This window comes from Anaerosolibacter sp., from assembly GCF_029240175.1.
Lineage (GTDB): Bacteria > Bacillota > Clostridia > Peptostreptococcales > Thermotaleaceae > Anaerosolibacter.
In genome coordinates this window covers 41,457-59,898 of the sequence record NZ_JARBTM010000013.1, presented here as the reverse complement: position 1 = coordinate 59,898, position 18,442 = coordinate 41,457, and the positions used below count along the sequence as shown (strand labels likewise).

The following is an 18,442-nucleotide window of genomic DNA, read 5'->3' as shown; positions in this document are numbered from 1 at the left end:
GTTCTACTTTCCTATTAAATAAAAAATCAGGGGTGCTCAGGCTGCTTTGCAGCCGTCGAAGGGGAACTAGGTTCCCCTAGCGAAAGCATCGTTAGATGCTTTTTTTTTGCTTCATGGAGGAAAAACAACATCCTTATGGAAGTATTTTAAATAAACTTTGATATCTAATAAGGGTATATAGGATGATGAACCGGAATGGAGAATAAAATGAATATAAAAGATATGTATCAGAAGGTAGGAAATTTAAATGAAGAGATCCAAAATCAAGAGGATGGTGGGAAGGATACAAATATCCACAACTGGTTATACAAGATGGCGTTTGAGAAATCCCCAGATGCTATGTTGATGCTGGAAGATCATAGGATTATAGATTGTAATGAATCAGCTGTCAGATATTTTGGATATGATACAAAACGAGAACTATTAAAGTATATGCCTTATGAATTGTCTCCAGTCATCCAGCCGGATGGGAAACCATCCATGGTAAAGGCCCTTGAGATGATTATCCAAGCTGAAAAGAATGGAAATCATCGTTTTGAATGGGTCCATAAAAATAAAATGGGACAATCAATTTTTACAGAGGTGGTATTAACACTTTTTCCTATAGAAAATAGAAGTGTGATGAGCGCTTCTTTGAGGGATATCACAGAGAATAACAAAGCCAGGCTTGCCCTAGTGGCCAGTGAGCAAAAGTACAAGCAATTATTTCATAATGCCAATGATATGATCTTTCTTCATGCCACCAATGGGGATAAAGGGCCAGGAAAAATTATAGAGGCAAATGATATTGCTTGTATGAAGTTGGGATACAGCAGGGAAGAATTGTTGAAAATGACACCCAGGGAGCTTAACACGGAGAATATGAAGAAATTCGTATCAAGAAATACAGAGAAGTTATTGAAAGAGAGGTATGCCACTTTCGAGACAGTATTGGAAGCTAAAGAGGGAGACAAGATTTCTGTAGAGATTAATGCCCATGTATTCAACATGCAGGGAAAAGATGTAGTCCTCTCTGTGGTGAGGGATATTACAGAACGAAAAGAAACCATGAAACTTTTGGGAGAAACCATTGCCTATGATAAACTGAAGACAGAGTTTTTCGCCAATATATCGCATGAGCTGAGAACGCCTTTAAATGTAATGTTTGGCACACTACAGCTGCTAGAATTATATTTGCAGAAGGGTAATGAAACCATGAATACCCGTGATATTGAGAGACATGTAAAAAGAATGAAACAAAATGGATATCGCCTATTGCGATTGGTAAATAATTTGATCGATATTACCAAAATCGACTCAGGATACTATGAGGTAAACCTGCAGTCGGATGATATCGTCCGTCTGGTAGAAAATATTACCCTTTCTGTGGCTGAATATGTGGAAAGCAAGGGGATAAGCCTAGAGTTTGATACAGATATAGAAGAAAAAGTATTGGCTTGTGATCCCGATACACTGGAGAGAGTTATGCTAAACCTCTTGGCCAATGCCATGAAATTTACAAATCCTGGTGGTATGATCAAGGTAAATGTTCATGATAAGGCGGAGCATATCGTTATCACAGTATCAGACACAGGAATAGGTATACCCAAGGAAAAATTGAATTCTATATTTGAACGTTTTCGGCAAGTGGATAAATCATTGACACGAAGTCATGAAGGAAGCGGTATTGGACTTTCATTGGTAAGGTCTTTGGTAGAACTTCATGGAGGAACAATTACGGTTGAGAGTGTGGTAGGGAAAGGAAGTTCGTTTATCATTACACTGCCTGTTAAATCAGTAAAGGATAAGACCCAAGAGGATCACCCCATAGGGACTGAAAAACAATCTAAAATTGAGAGGATTCATGTGGAGTTTTCAGATATATATTCCATCAACATATAAACAAAGGTATTCTTCCCTTCGGTATATCCCATACTAGATGCTATTTAAGCAGAACTTTTCGAGCGGTGACATAGGTATCAGCATAGAATCCTTCCTCTAAGGAGGAGATGGTGACCTTCTTTGAAGCTGAGGAGGCATGAATGAATTCGCCACTGCCTATATAGATGCCCACATGGGAGATACCCTTTCCTTTTGTATCAAAGAATACAAGATCACCTACAGATAGATCTTCCTTTGGCACATATGTACCATCTTTGGCTTGATCCTGTGAAACACGACGGATATCTATGCCGTATTCATTCATCACATATTTGGTAAAGCCGGAACAGTCAAAGCCTTTGGGCGTTGTTCCGCCCCATACATAAGGGACATTTATATAACCCTTGGCAAAGGAAACCAAGTCTGCGGGAGTTTTGCCCTGGGTCAAGGCTTCGCTTTTAGATAGATCTAGCTGATTTACGGCTGCATGAAAAATTGTACCAAAATCATTACCAGCAGCATTTGAAGGGGTATTTTTCATGATATGAATTGGCACTCTGCTTTGGATTTCCTGAAGTTTTTGTTGGAATATGGAATTTACATTCATATGCGACTCTCCCATAGATTTGATAATTCCATTTTATAAAAAACAGATAGCCTTATCAATGGTAATATCCGCCTATCGTTGAGTAGGCCCATAAAAAACTTCTTTTTTCAAAAAAACAGGTCACCCTATAAGTGACCTAAGAATTGGCTTAATCAAATTCTTTTCGAATAAACTTATCAAAATTTTTATCTTGTAAGAGTCCCTGCTCTAACAGGATCTCCATGGTCTCCTCTGGCGGTTTTGACATCTCGTAACAAGCATCCATTAATTCAGCTAATCCAGCCTTATCCAGAATAGGCTCTAGGGTATGCATTTCTTCTTCGTCAAAGCTCTCACTGATCGTGCCTTCATTCTCCCAATCATTCCTTGCCGTAATAAAGACAGAAGCACCATCAGCGCCATTTACCATGGAAAATAAGAAATCATTTCCATCCATTTGCTATCCACTCCTAATCCTAAATTCATGATACTGGTATTAGTATTTGAGTTTTTTATGGATATTATATAGTGCCTGTTTTATTGGCTGCTGAGAAATTTTTCCATATTTTACATTTATCTAATTCGCGATGATGATTTCAATTCTTCGATTGTTGGCTCTACCTTCTGCCGTACTGTTGCTATCGATGGGATTTCTTTCTCCATAGCCGCTGACAGATACACGATTTCTGGCAATGCCTTTGGTTTCTGTAAGGTACTTTACGACTTCTATGGACCTTGCCACAGAAAGCTCCCAGTTCGATGGATATTCCTTTGTACGAATCGGTACATTGTCTGTATAGCCCTCCACAATGATGTTGTTGGTTACCTGCTGAAGCTGTTCGCCAATTTTGTCTAATAGAAGGTATCCATCTTGAGAAATACCTGATTGACCACTCTGGAATAGAACACTGTCCCTGAATCGAATCAAGAGCCCCCGTTCATTTTCTATAACATCTACCTGGTCTTGAAGGTTATTCTTTTCTAAAAAAGTCATAAAATCATCATTGGTAGAGGCTTGACCCTTTTCATTTTTATGGAGTCCAAATAATTGAGCAGCCAGGCTATCGTTTTTCATTTTCAAATCTTTGTTCTCATTACTAAGGATATCCAGCTGGTTGTTTAAGGATTCTTTAACTGTATGAAGACTGGTCAGTTCTTCCGATGTAAAAAGGAAAAAAATGATGAAGAAACAGAGTAAGATGGTAATCATATCACTATAGGTGATGAGCCAGTTGTTGTTAAACTCCATTTCATATTTGTTGGCATTATCCTTGGAATTCATAGGCGGCTCCGTTCCTTTCAGTAAATTCCTTTTTGGGATAAACAAGACGCTGTTCTTCTTTTAGCATCACATTCATCTTATCAAAAACATTTCTGGGAGAATCATTTTGTGCAATCAGCAGCACGCCTTCCATGATAATGGTGTATTGAAGAATATGATGATCTATATATTCCTTCAATCTGCCCATGAGGGGTACCGCAGCAAAATTGGCAATCAATCCGCCGTAAAGGGTACTTACCAAGGCAGAAGACATATTGTTCATAATAAGTGAGGCTTGTCCTAAATCAGATAAAAGACCAATAAGTCCAAGAAGGGTTCCGATCAAACCGAAGGAGGGGGCTACATTGGCAATCATTTTCAGTACATTGTACGGACGATAAAGATTGGCACGCCTTGCTTCAATATCCTTCTGTAAAATATCTCCCATGGTTTCAGGCTTTTTATAGTCGTTTAACAAAACCAAGGCATCTTTTAAGAAAATATTGTTTTCCATTTCTATATCCGATTGAAGGGATAAAACACCTTCACGTTTTACCTTTATAGATATATCATGAAGCTTATGGATTACATGGCTATAGTCTGTTTTTTCAGAGAAGCTTGCCTTAATCATCATGGCAGTGTCTACAAGGGTTTCAAAGGAAAAGCTAATGATGATGGAAAGAAAGATGCCCCCAAAAATGATTTCTAGGGCCGTTAGATTCCATAGGGATTTCAGGGATATGCTGCCAATGACAGAATGAAAAACAAGAACCGTGAGCAGTACAATCACAGGTAACTTTAACTTTTTTTGATAGGATTCGAGCTTCATGGAAAACCTCCTCATATACACATCAAATTTCATATACTTATTTTAACACAATTACATGAACTTTCTGTTGCTTAATTCTGCTAAAACCAGCTTTGGGCATATTTGCCTAGGGCATAGAAGATTCTGCTTTTAAAAAAGTAAGAATCTTTTTTTCTATTGAGGATATACATAGACTAATGTATGACATGCTGTAGCCGTTGGGTAAAAAACCATAGCAAATGGAGGTCTTGTTTTGTTTATTAAACTTACCTTATCTCTATTACTAATGGTAAGCAACCTGGTATATCCTCAGTTACCCATTCTAAATATCGTTTCCACTGGGCATATAGAGGTTAAAGAAATACAGAAGATGGAAGCAATCCAGCATGAAACAAAAGATGCAAATAGAGGACAAAAGCCTGTGTTCACGATAGAACAAAAGAAAGAGGAACATACAGCAGAAGAAAATGTTGAAAAAGTTGTAAAGGAATATGATGAGGTGATCACAATATCCTTTGCCGGTGACTGCACTTTAGGGTGGGACGATACATCCGCTTATATGAATTCTTTTCCCTATCGCTTAGAAGAGAACGGAGGAGACTTTTCTTACTTCTTTGAGGGCGTAAAGGATATATTTGAGGCAGATGATTTAACCTTGGTAAATCTGGAGACCACCTTTACCACCAGCATGAAGAAGGCAGATAAAAAATTTCGTTTTAAGGGAGACCCGTCCTATACAGGGATATTAAAAGCGGGAAGCATTGAGATGGTAAACATCGCAAACAATCATATATATGATTATTTGAATCAAGGGTTTCATGACACGATGGCTGCCCTTGGGCAGGATGGAATCCTCTATTCAGGAGAAGGGTTTATGGGATTAATGACCATAAAAGGTATACGGATCATTAGTTTAGGTTATAGAGGGTGGGATGTCTCCATTAAGACGAAGCTGGAAGAGGATATTACAAGGGCAAAGGAGTTAGGCGATATCGTTTTGGTTTCGTTTCATTGGGGAGAAGAGCGAAAGTATTATCCCAATAAGACCCAGCAGGCATTGGGGCACTATGCCATAGATTTTGGTGCAGATATTGTCGTAGGGCATCATCCCCATGTGATGCAAGGCATTGAGAAATATAAAGACAAGTATATCATATACAGCTTGGGAAACTTCTCCTTTGGCGGCAATAAGAACCCTGCAGATAAGGATAGCTTTATCTTTCAAAATAAGTTTTATGTAAAGGATCAGGCAGTGGTTAAAAACGATGGCTTTGTAATTCCTTGTAAAATCTCATCGAGAAAAGAAGTGAACGATTATCAGCCTACAGTAGCCCTAGGTGGCGAAGGAACAAAAATCATAGAGAGGCTGCTCTTGTACAGCACAAAACTGCAGAATGGGATACAGGAAGAGGATATTATGCAGACGGCAGATACAACAAATTGATGATCACTTCATATTCTCCATTGGACATTAGAATATGATATAATAAAATATACAATAAAAATGGAACGAAAGAAACTGTGTAGGGAGAGATTCTAATGTCTTTTAAAATCTTTACGTGGATGGATGAGTTATTTGATGAATTCTCAAGGGCAAACAGCTACCGATTAGGGCCTGGACAAAAACAATTTGTCATGAGGGGATTGGGACTTTTAGTGGTAACAGGTATTGGCTTAGGCTTGGTATTGGGATTGATCTTCTTCGGTTTAGGTATTATAAAATATTAGAAATAATAAATTGTATGAAATTGGAAAAAGGACATAGGAATATGTTCTTTTTTAGTTAGCAAATAAGCCATATAACCCAAATAATGTAGAGATACAAAGTAAAAAAAAGATTTTGGTTCATACTAATAGGGAATCACAAAAACTCTAAAAACAGGCATATGTTCACAGAGGAGGAAATTTGGTATGACAAAGAAAGATTTATTAGAAAAAGGTGCTGTATTACAGCGAGACAACGAGACTTATGCGATCGCACCCCATATTCCAGGAGGCATCGTGAGCAGTGAAACCCTGAGAAAAATTGCGGATGTGGCTGAAAAATATAATGCCCAAGCGATTAAGCTCACGTCTTCACAACGTATTGCTATCGTGGGTTTAAAAGAGGATGAAATAGATCGTGTTTGGCAGGACCTTGAGATGAAGCCTGGGGCAGCCATTGGTTTATGTGTAAGAAGTGTCAAGTTTTGTCCAGGAACCACTTTTTGCAAGCGGGGACAGCAGGATGCCGTAGGCGTCGGTATGAAACTGGATGATTTATATCATGGTATGGATTTGCCAAATAAATTGAAGATCGGTGTAAGCGGATGTCCAAATTCCTGTGCAGAGAATCATTTCCGCGATATAGGCATCATGGGCATGCCAAAAGGATTTAAGATTGAGGTAGGGGGAAAGGGTGGCATTAAGCCTAGAATTGGGGACACCCTATATGACAATATCGATGAGGAAGATTTGTACCCGATTATTGATAAGGTGGTAAAGGTTTATGCCGAGAGTGCCAAGAAACATGAACGGCTGGGTGCCTATATCGATCGGGTAGGAATTGAGGAATTTAGACAACAGGTGGAAAGTTAGAGAAACTTTTATTTAATTATCCTATATGCCCTCCCTCTTTCATATACTTTATCAGTAGTATGGGGGAGGGAATGAAATGAAGTTGTTAATGCTGTCAAGAAAAGCTATACGCAATATGATGCTTTTGTGTGTTTGTGCTGGGATCATCATCTCAAGCTTGTATATAAGCGACCAAGTGATTACCGTTTCTTCTTCGAGGGTTGATGGGGAGTTCTCACCTATTGTAAAAGCGATCTTTGATACACGGAATCGTGCAATTATGGAGCAAGATACCAGTCTGTTGGATACCATGTATGATAAGGAGCGGAGAAATGGTCTATGGGCCTATGAACACGAATTGAAGAAGATGAAATATCTACATCGGTGGTCTGAAAAACAGGGGATTCAATTTACCAGCATCAATGCCAATACCATGGTGAAGTGGGTAAAAAAGAAGGATGAAGGATACACCATTAACTTGGTAACGTCTACAGAATATCAATATGTGTATGAGAATGATCTAGAGACAAACAACATGTTTCGAATTGGTACGTATCATTCTTTGGACATAAAGGAAAAGGATGAGGATTGGGTAATTACAAGGGAATGGTATACAGATCCTTTTGCCGATTCACTCCAGCTGGATATGGAAAAATCAGCTGAATTCAAAGATTACATACTGTCCCAGGCGCCAAGAAAGTTTGATGATATGAATGAAAGAAGAAAGGATGCCTTAGTCTATGCCGATCAATACTGCGGTGCTGCAGGGAATGAAGAAACTGGATACAGCTACAATAAAAAATATAAAGATTATAATCCTCTAGGTGGAGATTGTGCCAACTTTGCATCACAGATTCTCCATGAGGGAGGCAAATTTCGAAAAAATGGAACATGGAATTATGATGGAGGCGGCAGCAAGGCATGGGTAAATGCCCAAGCCTTTAAAAACTATATGCTCTACAGCGGCAGGGCCTCTAAAATTGCCTATGGAAGCTATGATAAGGTTTATAAAGAGGCTTATCGACTATTGCCTGGGGATTTTGTTGCCTATGAGAAAAAAGGTAAGGTCACCCATATATCAGTGGTTACAGGGGCTGATGCAAAGGGGTATGCCTTGGTAAACTGCCATAATACCGATCGATATAGGGTGCCGTGGGATTTAGGATGGAGTAATAAAGGCATTAAGTTTTGGCTCGTAAGGGTACATTTCTAAAGAGCCATAAAGATATCTTGAAAAGTTTGTTAAGTTACTACAATAAATAAAAGTACAGAGTAAGGCCTATACACAATAAATATGAGTATAGGCCTTTTGTTGTTGTTTTTAATAGATAGACAAAAACATTATGAAATAATTATAAAAATATTCTAAAAAATTATTATTTTCACACAAAGGGAATAAACTTTGGTAATGGAATATTAAAGGAAGCAGTCGTTTTTATGAACGGGACCGTTAAAAAGCGTAAGGCGGGGGTGGATGGTGTGAAGAACTTTGAGTACTATAAACCAAAGAGTTTAGAAGAGGCCAGGGAACTTCTTCTCAAATACGGAGAAGAAGCGAGTATTTTAAACGGAGGAACGGACCTCATAGTTAGGATTCACGACGGGTTGAGTCATCCAAAGGCAGTAATTGATATTAAGGGAATAGAAGGTCTATCTGAGATAACTTATGATGAAGTCGATGGGCTGACGATCGGTGCCTGTGTAACTCTAAATCAAATGGGAGAAAATCCAGTCTTACTAGAAAAATTTCGGGTGTTGGCAGAAGCAGGACATACCGTAGGGTCTTGTCAGGTTCGGAATCGGGCAACCATGGCAGGAAATATTGCCAATGCATCTCCCTTGGCAGATACGGCAACACCCCTATTGGCCTTAGATGCCATGGTAAAGGTCTTTGGCGAGGAAGGAGAAACAGAAGTTTCTATCCATGATTTTTTTGTATGGGTAAGAAAGACATGTTTGCAGGTGGGAGATATTGTTACGGGGATCAGAATACCGAATTATGGCAGCATAGAGGGAATTTATCAAAAGCACACCCGCCGCAATGAGGTAGACTTAGCCACCGTGTGTGCCACGGTCATAAAGATAGATGGTGAAGTACACATTGCATTGGGTTCTGTAGCGCCTACACCCATACGAGCTAGAAAGACGGAGGCATTCCTGAAAGGGAAAGTCTTAACAGAAGAAGTGATTGAAGAAGCCATAGAGATGGTTCTAGGAGAGATTGCACCTATCGGAGATATCCGTGCATCCAAGGATTATCGAGAGGAAATCGTCAAGGTGCTGATAAGACGAGGATTGAGAGAGCTTATAGCCGCCATGTAAAGGAGGGACAAAATGAAACGAGATGTTTGCTTTATATTAAATGGAGAGCCCGTAAAAGCAAGTATAGAACCCCACGTGACACTATTACATATGCTAAGGGAGGTCTTTGACCTTACAGGGGCAAAGGAAGGCTGTGGTGGAGGAGAATGTGGGGCATGTACAGTATTGGTGAATAATAAACCAATGAATGCATGCTTAATCCTGGCTGTAGAAGCAGATGGATTGGATATTCTTACGGTAGAAGGATTATCCAATGGCTTGGAGCTGGATGAGCTGCAGCAGACATTTATTGATCATGCAGCCCTCCAGTGTGGTTATTGTACGCCGGGGATGATTATGTCAGCCAAGGCACTGTTGATGAAAAATCCAACACCTACGGAAGACCAAGTGGTAAAGGCCATCAGTGGAAATCTTTGCCGTTGCACAGGTTATAAGAAGATTGTGGAGGCTGTGATGGATATATCGAATCGGAATCTTGGATCGTGAGGGAGGGTAAAGGATGAGGATTGTAGGAACAAGTATAAACAGAGTGGACGGGGTCAAGAAGGTGACCGGGGCTTTGAAATATGTAGATGATATAAAATTCCATGGAATGCTCTATGTGGCAGTGAAGCGAAGTCCATATCCCCATGCAAGAATCCTTGAAGTGGATACCAAAGGGGCAGAGGCATTGGAAGGTGTTAAGGCTGTGATTACAGGGCAAGATGTCCCGAATCGGGCAGGTTTGTACTTAGAGGATAAAACATTCCTTGCCACAGATAAGGTAAGATACAAAGGAGAGGCAGTGGCTGCCGTTGCAGCAGAAACCAAGGAGATCGCAGAAGCTGCCTTAGCATATATCAGGGTTGACTATGAAGAATTGCCGGCGGTAACCAATGCGGTGGAAGGGCTAAAATCCGAGGCACCACTGGTACACCCAGATTTGGGCCAGTATAAATGGGGACCTATCTTTTTCCCAGAACCAGGTACAAACATAAGTAATCATTATAAAATCCGAAAAGGAGATATCGAGAAGGGGTTTGAAGAAGCAGACTATATTGTAGAAAATAGTTTCTATGTTCCTCATATTCAACATTGTCCTATTGAAAACCATAGTGCTATCGCCCAAATGGATGCCGATGGCTCAATCACCCTATGGGCCAGTTGCCAGTCGCCCTATGCTGTACGAAAGGCCTTATCTGTAGCTTTTGACCTACCGTTAAATAAATTGAGGGTCATATCACCTGCAGTAGGGGGCGGCTTTGGGGGAAAGGCAGGAACTACCCTAGAGGGAATTGTTATACCCCTGGCTAAAAAGACAAAGGGCCGACCTGTAAAGCTTACCTATTCCAGGGAAGATGAGTTTGTTAACAGTTTCGTACGTCAAGGCATGCATGCCACCATTAAGACAGGTATTCGGAAGGACGGCAAAATTTCAGCTGTAAAAAATACCTTTATATGGGATGGCGGTGCCTATACAGAATATGGGGTAAACATTGTCAGGGCTGGAGGTTATGCATCTACGGGGCCCTATGATATACCCAACGTGTGGACCGATTCTATTTGTGTATATACCAATCATCCTGTGGGCGGACCCTATAGAGGCTTTGGCATGTCGGAAATCCATTTTGCCATTGAACAAAATATCGATATGTTGGCCGAAAAAATTGGCATGAGTCCTATAGAAATCAGAAAAATAAACGGCCTGAGGCCTGGTGGTAAAAATGCTACAGGACAGATCGTGGACGTATGCGGTTTGCAGGAATGCCTTGAAGATGTGGCAAAGCACATTGATTTTAACAGGAAGGAAAGTGGCAGTCAACCACATAAGGTGAGGGGGAAAGGTATTGCCTGCGGATACAAGGCGCCTTCCATGCCAAACGATGTTGCGTCTTCAGCAATCATCAAAATGAATGAGGACGGCAGTTTCCATTTGCTTGTAAGTGCCCAGGATATAGGCCAGGGTTCAGATACAGTCTTGATTCAGATGGCAGCGGAGGCATTATCGATACCACCCCAAAAAATTACTATCAAAACAGGAGATACGGATTATACGCCTTACGAGTGGCAGACTGTTGCAAGCCGCATCACCTATTGTGCTGGAAATGCAGTGCTTAAGGCTTGTGAAGATATAAAAGAACAACTGTTAGAGCTGGCACAACTCAGATTAGGCGTTTCCAAAAGGGATCTAGTATTAAAGGATGAGTATGTAGTATCGAAAATTATCCCTGGAAAGGGCGTAGCCATGAAGGAGTTGGCGCTGGGTCTATCCATGGCGGATGGATCTGGCATCCATGGCCCTATCATAGGCAGGGGGGCATTTATCCCACCCAATGTGAGAAATACCGATAAACAAACGGGTCAAGGAGAAAAGCCAGTGGCATTCTGGACCTATGGATGTCAGGGGGTAGAGATTGAGGTAGACATTGAAACGGGGAAAATAGATGTATTAAAGGTGGCTTCCTGTTTTGACGTGGGCAAGGTGATTAATCCTAAGCTTGTGGAAGGTCAGGTAGAAGGGGGAATTGTTCAAGGACTGGGATCTGCTTTGTTTGAGGAGCTAATCCTTGAAAACGGCATTGCCAAGAATCCCTCCTTTGTGGATTATAAAATTCCCACAGCTGATGATATGCCAGAAATGATCATTAACTTTGTAGAAAATCCTGAGGAAACTGGCCCCTATGGGGCGAGGGGGGTTGGGGAGCCCTGTATGGTGCCAGCAGCTCCAGCCATTGCCAATGCAGTATACGATGCCATTGGTATACGGATGAATTCTTTACCTATCACAGCAGAAAAGGTCTTAAAGGCGTTAAAAGAAAAATCTAGCGTATTGTAGAAAAAGGAATGCCTTAGCCATATAAGGCTAGGGCATTACCTATGAATGCATTATAGGGAAGACGGCAAGGAGTGTGGGAGTATAGAATAAGAGTAAAAATGAAAGGGGTTATCCTATGAGCAACGAGAATGTAACGGTTGAAAGACTGGAGGCCATCAGGGAAGGCGATTATCTACCTACCAGTAAAAAAATCATCTTGGGTATTCAGCATACCTTTACCATGTTTGGTGCTACAGTTTTAGTACCATTGATTACCGGTCTTGATATTTCCGTATCCCTATTTATGGCTGGCGTTGGAACCTTATTATTCCACTTCCTAACCAAGGGCGTCGTACCAGCATTCCTAGGCTCTTCTTTCGCATTTATCGCACCTATTTTAGCGGTTGCAGCATTACCAGAGTTTGGCTTACCTTATGCCCAGGGGGGCATTGTGGTGGCAGGTCTTATTTATCTAGTCCTGGCTGGATTGGTATATGCCTTCGGTCCAGAAAAAGTAGTGAATTTCTTCCCGCCCATTGTAACCGGGCCTATCATCATGGTGATTGGACTAAAGCTTGCACCCGTTGCCATTGATATGGCCAAGGGCAATTGGATGCTAGCCATCGTTAGCTTTGTAATTGTAACCGTGGTCAGCATCTATGGAAGAGGATTTGTTAAAGTGCTGCCTGTGTTATGTGGACTTATTGGTGGATATATCTTTGCATTATTAACAGGAAACGTAGACTTTACCCCGGTGACAAATGCATCATATTTTGGATGGCCAGCATTTACAATGGCAAAATTTAATACCCAAACCATTATGATGGTCGCACCTGTGGCCATTGCCACCATGGTAGAGCATATAGGCGACGTTTTGGCCATCGGTGCTACTGTAGAAAAGGATTTTATGAAAACACCCGGTTTACACCGTACCCTGTTGGGAGATGGTTTAGCCACATCTCTATCTGCTATGTTTGGTGGACCTGCCAACACAACCTACTCAGAAAATACAGGAGTCCTTGCCCTCACGAGGGTATTTAATCCAACGATTATGAGAATTGCAGCCTGCTTTGCAATTATCTTAGGCATTGTGCCAAAGTTGGGATCATTTATCAGCACCATTCCATCTCCGGTGGTTGGCGGAATTTCCATCGTTCTCTTTGGGATGATCGCTTCCATTGGCGGCAGAACTTTGGTGGAGAACAAAGTGGACTTTACAAAATCCAGAAACCTTTTGATTTCGGCAGTCATCCTTGTGCTAGGATTGGGAGGCGCTGTGGTTCCAATCAATATGGGTACCATGTGTTTCTCCATAGAAGGAATGGCCTTGGCTGCCATCGTCGGTATCATCTTGAATAAGGTATTACCAGAGTAGCTTTTCCTGAAAACTCCCACTTCCAAGATAAGAAGTATTTTTAAACCTTTGTTTATCCTTTAGACCTGCAGCCATGCAGGTCTTTCCTTTGTGTTTTTCACAAAACAAAAAAATCTTTTTTGTTGTGAGTTCACAAAGGAATATAGGCATGAATGGGGAATGTTTCGTATATATATAATTGACTAAAAATTTAGACAACTACTATGCGCTGGAATAGCTAGGATGCTTCTGATGTAACCTGAACGGTAAGTTTAAATAGAAAGACGCATATTTAGTAGTTGTTTACAAATGAAAAGAAAGGCAGTAGATTGGGGGGGGGGAGAATGGTGCATCAGGATTTAGGCATTACTGTTGAGGAAATGTTGAATCTAGAAGTGATGAGAGAAGGAAAAACTTTAGCAGGACATAGAGGACTGGGAAATCGGATTACAAAGATGAATGTCATGGAGGTACCTGATATCATGGATTGGGTTACCAGAGGGGAATTTTTACTGACAACGGCTTATTCCATTAAAGATGATATTGAAATACTAAAAAAGCTTATTCCACAGATGAAAGAAAAAGGCTTAGCCGGTATCGGTATAAAAATGAAACGTTATGTGGAAAACCTCTCCCAGGAGATTATAAACATTGCTGATGATTTGCAATTTCCCATCGTTGAAATCCCCTTCCATGTATCCTATACAGATGTAATTATGCCTGTGTTAACGGAAATCATCAATGAGCAGACCCATACATTGTTAAAAATTCACGAGATTCATAATGAACTCACTTATGTGATGCTTAGAGGGGGAGGGATTCAAGAAATAGCCCAGGGGATCAGACAGTCTATAGGCAACTCCATCGTGATTCAAGATGCCATCTTTGATGTGGCAGTCATTTGCTGTGACGAAGAGATTAGGGATGTGCTGCAAAACATCATTGCAAAGGAGGAGCATACCTTTTATCGCAATATGGATCGGACCGTTCGGGAAAAGATCATCATAAGAAAAGAAGATAACCTATCTGGAAATGTTGTCGCCAGGATACAGATACCCATTTATGTGGAGGAGCGATATCTGGGATATCTGTGTGTATGGGAAGACCATAAGAAGCTTAGTGTCATGGAGCAGACTGCCATTGAAGCGGCTATTCCTATGATCGCCTTGGATCTCATGAAAAAAACATCCATTTTTGAGATAGAAAGCCGCCATAGAATTGAATTCTTCCACGATTTATTATCCAAAGATGAGAAAAGACAGAGAAGTGCGTTGGAAAGATCCAGCCTTTTCAATTTTGATAACAAGCTGGGCTATGCAGTAATCGTTATCAAGATCCACCATTCCAAAGGCTTTATCAAGGAGACAATAAACAATACCAGCTTTCTCTATCAGATAAATGGAAAGATACTTCAAATTATGGAGCGGCTGGCGAGACATAAGAAAGAAAAAATGGTCTTTGGAAACAAAAGTGACCAACTCATCCTGTTATACGGTACAGACAAGAGCCAATCAGCTATTGCCATAAAAAAAGAATTAATGGCCTTTGCCCAAAATATGATGCACTGTATAGAATCAGAGATTCGACCAGGGATATGTACCATAGGGATAGGCCGTTTCTATGAGGATGTTATGAACCTCTGGAAGAGCTATGGAGAGGCAGATAAGGCCGCTCAAAATAAGGGAGGATACAGAAAAAATGGCATTGCCCATTTTGATGATCTAGGGATATACAGAGTTTTGTGCCTTGATGAAATGGAAGAAGAACTCATCCAATTTTATCAGGAGATCCTGGAACCGTTAATCAGGTATGATCGAGAGCGGGAATCAGAGCTGATAAAAACGCTGCAGACATACTTTAAATGCGGAGGTAATTTAAAGAGAATTTCCGAGGAAATGTATACCCATTATAATACGATCATTTATCGTATTCAAAGAATTAAGGAGATTACTCAGATGGATTTGGAAGATCCTAACGATCGATTGAATCTGCAGGTAGCATTAAAAATATTTGAAGCCATGGACAAAAGCATGGTGTAGGTTGGTAACAGGAAACAAAAGATAGGAGAAATATTTAGGGGAAATTCCCAAAGGAAGGCGCCCGTTTTCTGAAGAAATAGACTCCTACAGGACCGTAAATATATTAAGGAAAAACTTTTAAAGTAAAGGAAAATGACATGAAAGCCATGATGATCTGTGCCAATACAAGAGAATTATTGACAACAGAAAAGGAAATACACGGGGTGGTTCATTCGGTGTTTCAAAAGGTATGCAATATCGAAATCCAGACAGGGGAAATTATACCCCTTATTGCCCATGGTATGCCGAAGGTGCCTAGATGTATCACTGTAAAGATACCCACAGAACAAACCATGCATTCATTAGGGTTCAAAACGAGAACAGCTGTTGTTATTCACAATGATTTGATACGAACCATGGATAGGGGCCCACAATTGGATTTCCAGGAAGCTGTCATTTGGGATGGAAAACCGGGATTTCCCCATATGCCATTGGAAGAACAATATGTACTTGAGAATATAGCTAGATTACGAAAGATCATCCTGGAAAAGGGACGGCTGTCAGGCCTGGGAGCGATCTTATTCCTTGCTGACAAAGACCTAAGAGGAATGCCATATCCTGAGGAATTACAAATGAATACCTATTGTGAATTTATTGGACCTAGAATCATGAAGCTGATAGAGCAGATTTTAAAGGGAAACCTTAGGGAAATAGAAGATATGGCAAAACAGATTATTGGTTTTGGATTGGGGTTAACTCCTTCAGCCGATGATCTATTGGCGGGGATGATGACGGCCATGATCTATGGGGACCATTATTATGGTAGAGAGCTAACAGAGACTTTGAAAATAAATCAAGCCATTATACAAGATGCAGCCCATCGAACCACAAAAATCAGTGCAGAGATGCTGCTCTTTGCTGCCATGGGTGAGGCAGCAGAAAATATTGGCCAGTTAATGAAAGCTATTTTTTATGAAAAGAGTGAAAAGAGCATTTACCAGAATGCCATATCGGTCATTGATAACGGTGATACATCGGGAACCGATTGTATTGCAGGCATCTATGCAGGGTGTATACTAAGTCAAATAAAGGCTAGAGAAGGAGGGTGGAGCGTATGAGCTTAGGACTAGAGGTCAGAAAAGGCGCATATTATGATTCAGTGACGTTGATGCGGATTAGCAAGGAAGTAAAAAAGATGGATGGCATTCAAGAGGTATTGGTAGGTATGGGAACTGAATTAAATAAAGAGCTGGCTGACAATTTAGGATTGTGCCACGGGGGAATAAAGGATGTAGGCCCAAGTGATTTCTTCATTGCAGTTCTATCGGATGAGGATCGGATGGAAGCGGTCGTAAAGAAAGTGGATGAGCTGCTGAATAAGAAACAAGAATCTGACATGGGAGATTATACCCCGCCAACCTTGGAATCGGCATTAAGACATGAACCTAGCTCCAACATGGTACTGATTTCACTTCCAGGAAGATATGCCTTTTATGAAGCGAAAAAGGCCTTGGAAGAAGGACTCCATGTGATGCTGTTCAGCGACAATGTTACCTTAGAAGAAGAAAAGGAATTAAAAGATTTGGCAAAAGAAAAAGGACTGCTGATGATGGGACCTGACTGTGGAACGGCCATCATCAATCATGTACCGTTGGCCTTCGCCAACGTAATCAGCAAAGGGCCAATTGGAATTGTAGGCGCTTCGGGTACAGGAACCCAAGAAGTAAGTGTGCTTATCGATAAGCTTGGCAGCGGCATATCCCAAGTGATTGGTACAGGAGGAAGAGATCTAAAAAAAGAAATCGGGGGAACCATGATGATCGAGGGGATTCGTGCCCTTGCCAAAGATCCTGAGACAAAAGTGATTGTACTGATTTCCAAGCCACCAGACCCTGAAATTGCAGAAGTAGTACTTGGTGAGGTGCAAAGAAGTGGTAAGCCTGCAGTAATTAATTTTATCGGCAGTGATGGCCAGTTGATTCATCAGTACGGTTTGGTGCCCGGATGGACCTTAGAGGATACGGCATCAAAGGCTGTTGCCCTGGTAAAAGGCTTTGAGATAAAAGATACGCTGGGAATTAGCCAGCCTGAAAAGGAAATAGAGGATTTGGTTGCCCAAACTGCAGCAGGCTTAAGAAGCAATCAGAAGTATCTACGAGGTTTATACACAGGGGGGACCCTTTGTGATGAGGCGATAAAGCTGATCTCCAGTATGACAAAGGATGTATATTCTAACATTCCGATGTCATCGGAATACCTATTGGAAAATATACATCAGAGTTATAAACACACCTGTATTGATTTGGGAGATGATGACTTTACCGTTGGGAGGGCTCATCCCATGATTGATCCCACCTATCGCTTAGAACGGTTGATGAGGGAGATTGAAGACGATGAAGTGGCTTTGATCCTAATGGATTTTGTCATAGGTTATGGCGCTCATCCAGATCCAGTCGGGGAGATGCTGCCAGGAATAGAGAAGGCTCAGGACATAAAACAGAAAAAGGGGTTTGGCCCTTGCTTTATCGCATCGGTATGCGGTACTGACAAGGACCCGCAAAGCTTAGAAGATCAGGAGGAAAAACTGAGGAAAGCCGGTGTGGCCGTTATGCCGTCGAACGCTCAGGCGGTACGCTTAGCGATGAAAATACTGGAGGCAATTTCATAATGGAGGGAAGTGGCAGCATGGGTAAGATTAATGAGTTATTTGCATCAGAAATCAAGGTAATCAATATGGGCTTGGTGTCCTTCGCCAAAGATTTGAAAGAACAAAAGATAAATGTAATACATGTAGATTGGAAGCCGCCGGCTGGTGGAAATCAGAAGATGGCATCGCTGCTGGCAAAGCTAAAAGGAAAGTAGAAGAAAAATATTGTAAAGGGG

At 41.1% G+C, this 18,442-nt stretch carries 17 protein-coding genes; 13 read left to right on the top strand and 4 right to left on the bottom strand.

Going from position 1 to position 18,442, the window contains the following annotated elements; all coding sequences use genetic code 11:
• Positions 1 to 195 precede the first annotated feature (195 nt).
• Positions 196 to 1,881, top strand: coding sequence for a sensor histidine kinase (locus K0R93_RS10990; protein WP_300301166.1), 1,686 nt, complete (start codon positions 196 to 198; stop codon positions 1,879 to 1,881).
• Positions 1,882 to 1,921: 40 nt separating this feature from the next.
• Here K0R93_RS10990 and K0R93_RS10985 read toward each other — a convergent pair whose 3' ends face one another.
• From K0R93_RS10985 to K0R93_RS10970, 4 genes are all read right to left on the bottom strand, one after another.
• Positions 1,922 to 2,467: a C40 family peptidase gene (locus K0R93_RS10985; RefSeq protein WP_300301164.1), complete on the bottom strand. Its 546-nt coding sequence runs from the start codon at positions 2,465 to 2,467 to the stop codon at positions 1,922 to 1,924.
• A gap of 148 nt (positions 2,468 to 2,615) precedes the next feature.
• Positions 2,616 to 2,903 carry a hypothetical protein gene (locus tag K0R93_RS10980; protein ID WP_300301162.1) on the bottom strand — a complete coding sequence of 96 codons (288 nt, stop codon included), beginning with the start codon at positions 2,901 to 2,903 and terminating at the stop codon, positions 2,616 to 2,618.
• A gap of 120 nt (positions 2,904 to 3,023) precedes the next feature.
• A complete protein-coding gene (locus tag K0R93_RS10975; RefSeq protein WP_300301160.1) occupies positions 3,024 to 3,728 on the bottom strand; it encodes an OmpA/MotB family protein in 705 nt (234 codons plus the stop codon).
• Positions 3,712 to 4,536, bottom strand: coding sequence for a motility protein A (locus K0R93_RS10970; protein ID WP_300301158.1), 825 nt, complete (start codon positions 4,534 to 4,536; stop codon positions 3,712 to 3,714). Before K0R93_RS10970 ends, K0R93_RS10975 begins: the two co-directional genes overlap by 17 nt.
• 232 nt (positions 4,537 to 4,768) lie before the next feature.
• Between K0R93_RS10970 and K0R93_RS10965 the strand changes: the two genes are divergently transcribed.
• From K0R93_RS10965 to K0R93_RS10910, 12 genes are all read left to right on the top strand, one after another.
• Positions 4,769 to 5,959, top strand: a complete 1,191-nt coding sequence (locus tag K0R93_RS10965; protein WP_300301156.1) for a CapA family protein — start codon at positions 4,769 to 4,771, stop codon at positions 5,957 to 5,959.
• 95 nt (positions 5,960 to 6,054) lie between these two features.
• Positions 6,055 to 6,243 (top strand): hypothetical protein, encoded by a 189-nt coding sequence (locus K0R93_RS10960; protein WP_300301154.1) that lies wholly within the window; start codon positions 6,055 to 6,057, stop codon positions 6,241 to 6,243.
• Positions 6,244 to 6,426: 183 nt separating this feature from the next.
• Complete coding sequence (locus tag K0R93_RS10955) at positions 6,427 to 7,092, top strand: NAD(P)/FAD-dependent oxidoreductase (RefSeq protein ID WP_300301152.1); 666 nt, start codon at positions 6,427 to 6,429, stop codon at positions 7,090 to 7,092.
• 76 nt (positions 7,093 to 7,168) lie between these two features.
• Positions 7,169 to 8,284, top strand: a complete 1,116-nt coding sequence (locus K0R93_RS10950; RefSeq protein ID WP_300301150.1) for an amidase domain-containing protein — start codon at positions 7,169 to 7,171, stop codon at positions 8,282 to 8,284.
• Positions 8,285 to 8,550: 266 nt separating this feature from the next.
• Positions 8,551 to 9,393 (top strand): FAD binding domain-containing protein, encoded by an 843-nt coding sequence (locus tag K0R93_RS10945; protein ID WP_300301148.1) that lies wholly within the window; start codon positions 8,551 to 8,553, stop codon positions 9,391 to 9,393.
• Between the two features lie 12 nt (positions 9,394 to 9,405).
• Positions 9,406 to 9,879, top strand: a complete 474-nt coding sequence (locus K0R93_RS10940; RefSeq protein ID WP_300301147.1) for a (2Fe-2S)-binding protein — start codon at positions 9,406 to 9,408, stop codon at positions 9,877 to 9,879.
• Positions 9,880 to 9,892: 13 nt separating this feature from the next.
• Entirely contained in the window at positions 9,893 to 12,208 is a 2,316-nt protein-coding gene (locus tag K0R93_RS10935; RefSeq protein WP_300301145.1) for a xanthine dehydrogenase family protein molybdopterin-binding subunit, read from the top strand.
• Between the two features lie 115 nt (positions 12,209 to 12,323).
• Positions 12,324 to 13,562, top strand: coding sequence for a uracil-xanthine permease family protein (locus K0R93_RS10930; RefSeq protein ID WP_300301143.1), 1,239 nt, complete (start codon positions 12,324 to 12,326; stop codon positions 13,560 to 13,562).
• 323 nt (positions 13,563 to 13,885) lie between these two features.
• Entirely contained in the window at positions 13,886 to 15,580 is a 1,695-nt protein-coding gene (locus K0R93_RS10925; protein WP_300301141.1) for a PucR family transcriptional regulator, read from the top strand.
• A 137-nt stretch (positions 15,581 to 15,717) separates the two neighbouring features.
• Complete coding sequence (locus K0R93_RS10920; protein ID WP_300301138.1) at positions 15,718 to 16,677, top strand: DUF2877 domain-containing protein; 960 nt, start codon at positions 15,718 to 15,720, stop codon at positions 16,675 to 16,677.
• On the top strand, positions 16,674 to 18,227 hold the full coding sequence (gene fdrA / locus K0R93_RS10915; protein ID WP_300301137.1) for an acyl-CoA synthetase FdrA: 1,554 nt from the start codon (positions 16,674 to 16,676) through the stop codon (positions 18,225 to 18,227). The genes K0R93_RS10920 and fdrA overlap by 4 nt, the downstream gene beginning before the upstream one ends.
• Positions 18,227 to 18,421 (top strand): fdrA domain protein, encoded by a 195-nt coding sequence (locus tag K0R93_RS10910; RefSeq protein WP_300301135.1) that lies wholly within the window; start codon positions 18,227 to 18,229, stop codon positions 18,419 to 18,421. Before fdrA ends, K0R93_RS10910 begins: the two co-directional genes overlap by 1 nt.
• The last annotated feature ends 21 nt before the right edge of the window (positions 18,422 to 18,442 follow it).

Excerpts from the sequence above, each read along its gene's own strand:
- K0R93_RS10990 (WP_300301166.1), top strand. The coding sequence starts at position 196 with ATGGAGAATAAAATGAATATAAAAGATATGTATCAGAAGGTAGGAAAT.
- K0R93_RS10985 (WP_300301164.1), bottom strand. The coding sequence starts at position 2,467 with ATGAATGTAAATTCCATATTCCAACAAAAACTTCAGGAAATCCAAAGC.
- K0R93_RS10980 (WP_300301162.1), bottom strand. The coding sequence starts at position 2,903 with ATGGATGGAAATGATTTCTTATTTTCCATGGTAAATGGCGCTGATGGT.
- K0R93_RS10975 (WP_300301160.1), bottom strand. The coding sequence starts at position 3,728 with ATGAATTCCAAGGATAATGCCAACAAATATGAAATGGAGTTTAACAAC.
- K0R93_RS10970 (WP_300301158.1), bottom strand. The coding sequence starts at position 4,536 with ATGAAGCTCGAATCCTATCAAAAAAAGTTAAAGTTACCTGTGATTGTA.
- K0R93_RS10960 (WP_300301154.1), top strand. The coding sequence starts at position 6,055 with ATGTCTTTTAAAATCTTTACGTGGATGGATGAGTTATTTGATGAATTC.
- K0R93_RS10955 (WP_300301152.1), top strand. The coding sequence starts at position 6,427 with ATGACAAAGAAAGATTTATTAGAAAAAGGTGCTGTATTACAGCGAGAC.
- K0R93_RS10950 (WP_300301150.1), top strand. The coding sequence starts at position 7,169 with ATGAAGTTGTTAATGCTGTCAAGAAAAGCTATACGCAATATGATGCTT.
- K0R93_RS10940 (WP_300301147.1), top strand. The coding sequence starts at position 9,406 with ATGAAACGAGATGTTTGCTTTATATTAAATGGAGAGCCCGTAAAAGCA.
- K0R93_RS10935 (WP_300301145.1), top strand. The coding sequence starts at position 9,893 with ATGAGGATTGTAGGAACAAGTATAAACAGAGTGGACGGGGTCAAGAAG.
- K0R93_RS10930 (WP_300301143.1), top strand. The coding sequence starts at position 12,324 with ATGAGCAACGAGAATGTAACGGTTGAAAGACTGGAGGCCATCAGGGAA.
- K0R93_RS10925 (WP_300301141.1), top strand. The coding sequence starts at position 13,886 with ATGGTGCATCAGGATTTAGGCATTACTGTTGAGGAAATGTTGAATCTA.
- K0R93_RS10920 (WP_300301138.1), top strand. The coding sequence starts at position 15,718 with ATGAAAGCCATGATGATCTGTGCCAATACAAGAGAATTATTGACAACA.
- fdrA (WP_300301137.1), top strand. The coding sequence starts at position 16,674 with ATGAGCTTAGGACTAGAGGTCAGAAAAGGCGCATATTATGATTCAGTG.
- K0R93_RS10910 (WP_300301135.1), top strand. The coding sequence starts at position 18,227 with ATGGAGGGAAGTGGCAGCATGGGTAAGATTAATGAGTTATTTGCATCA.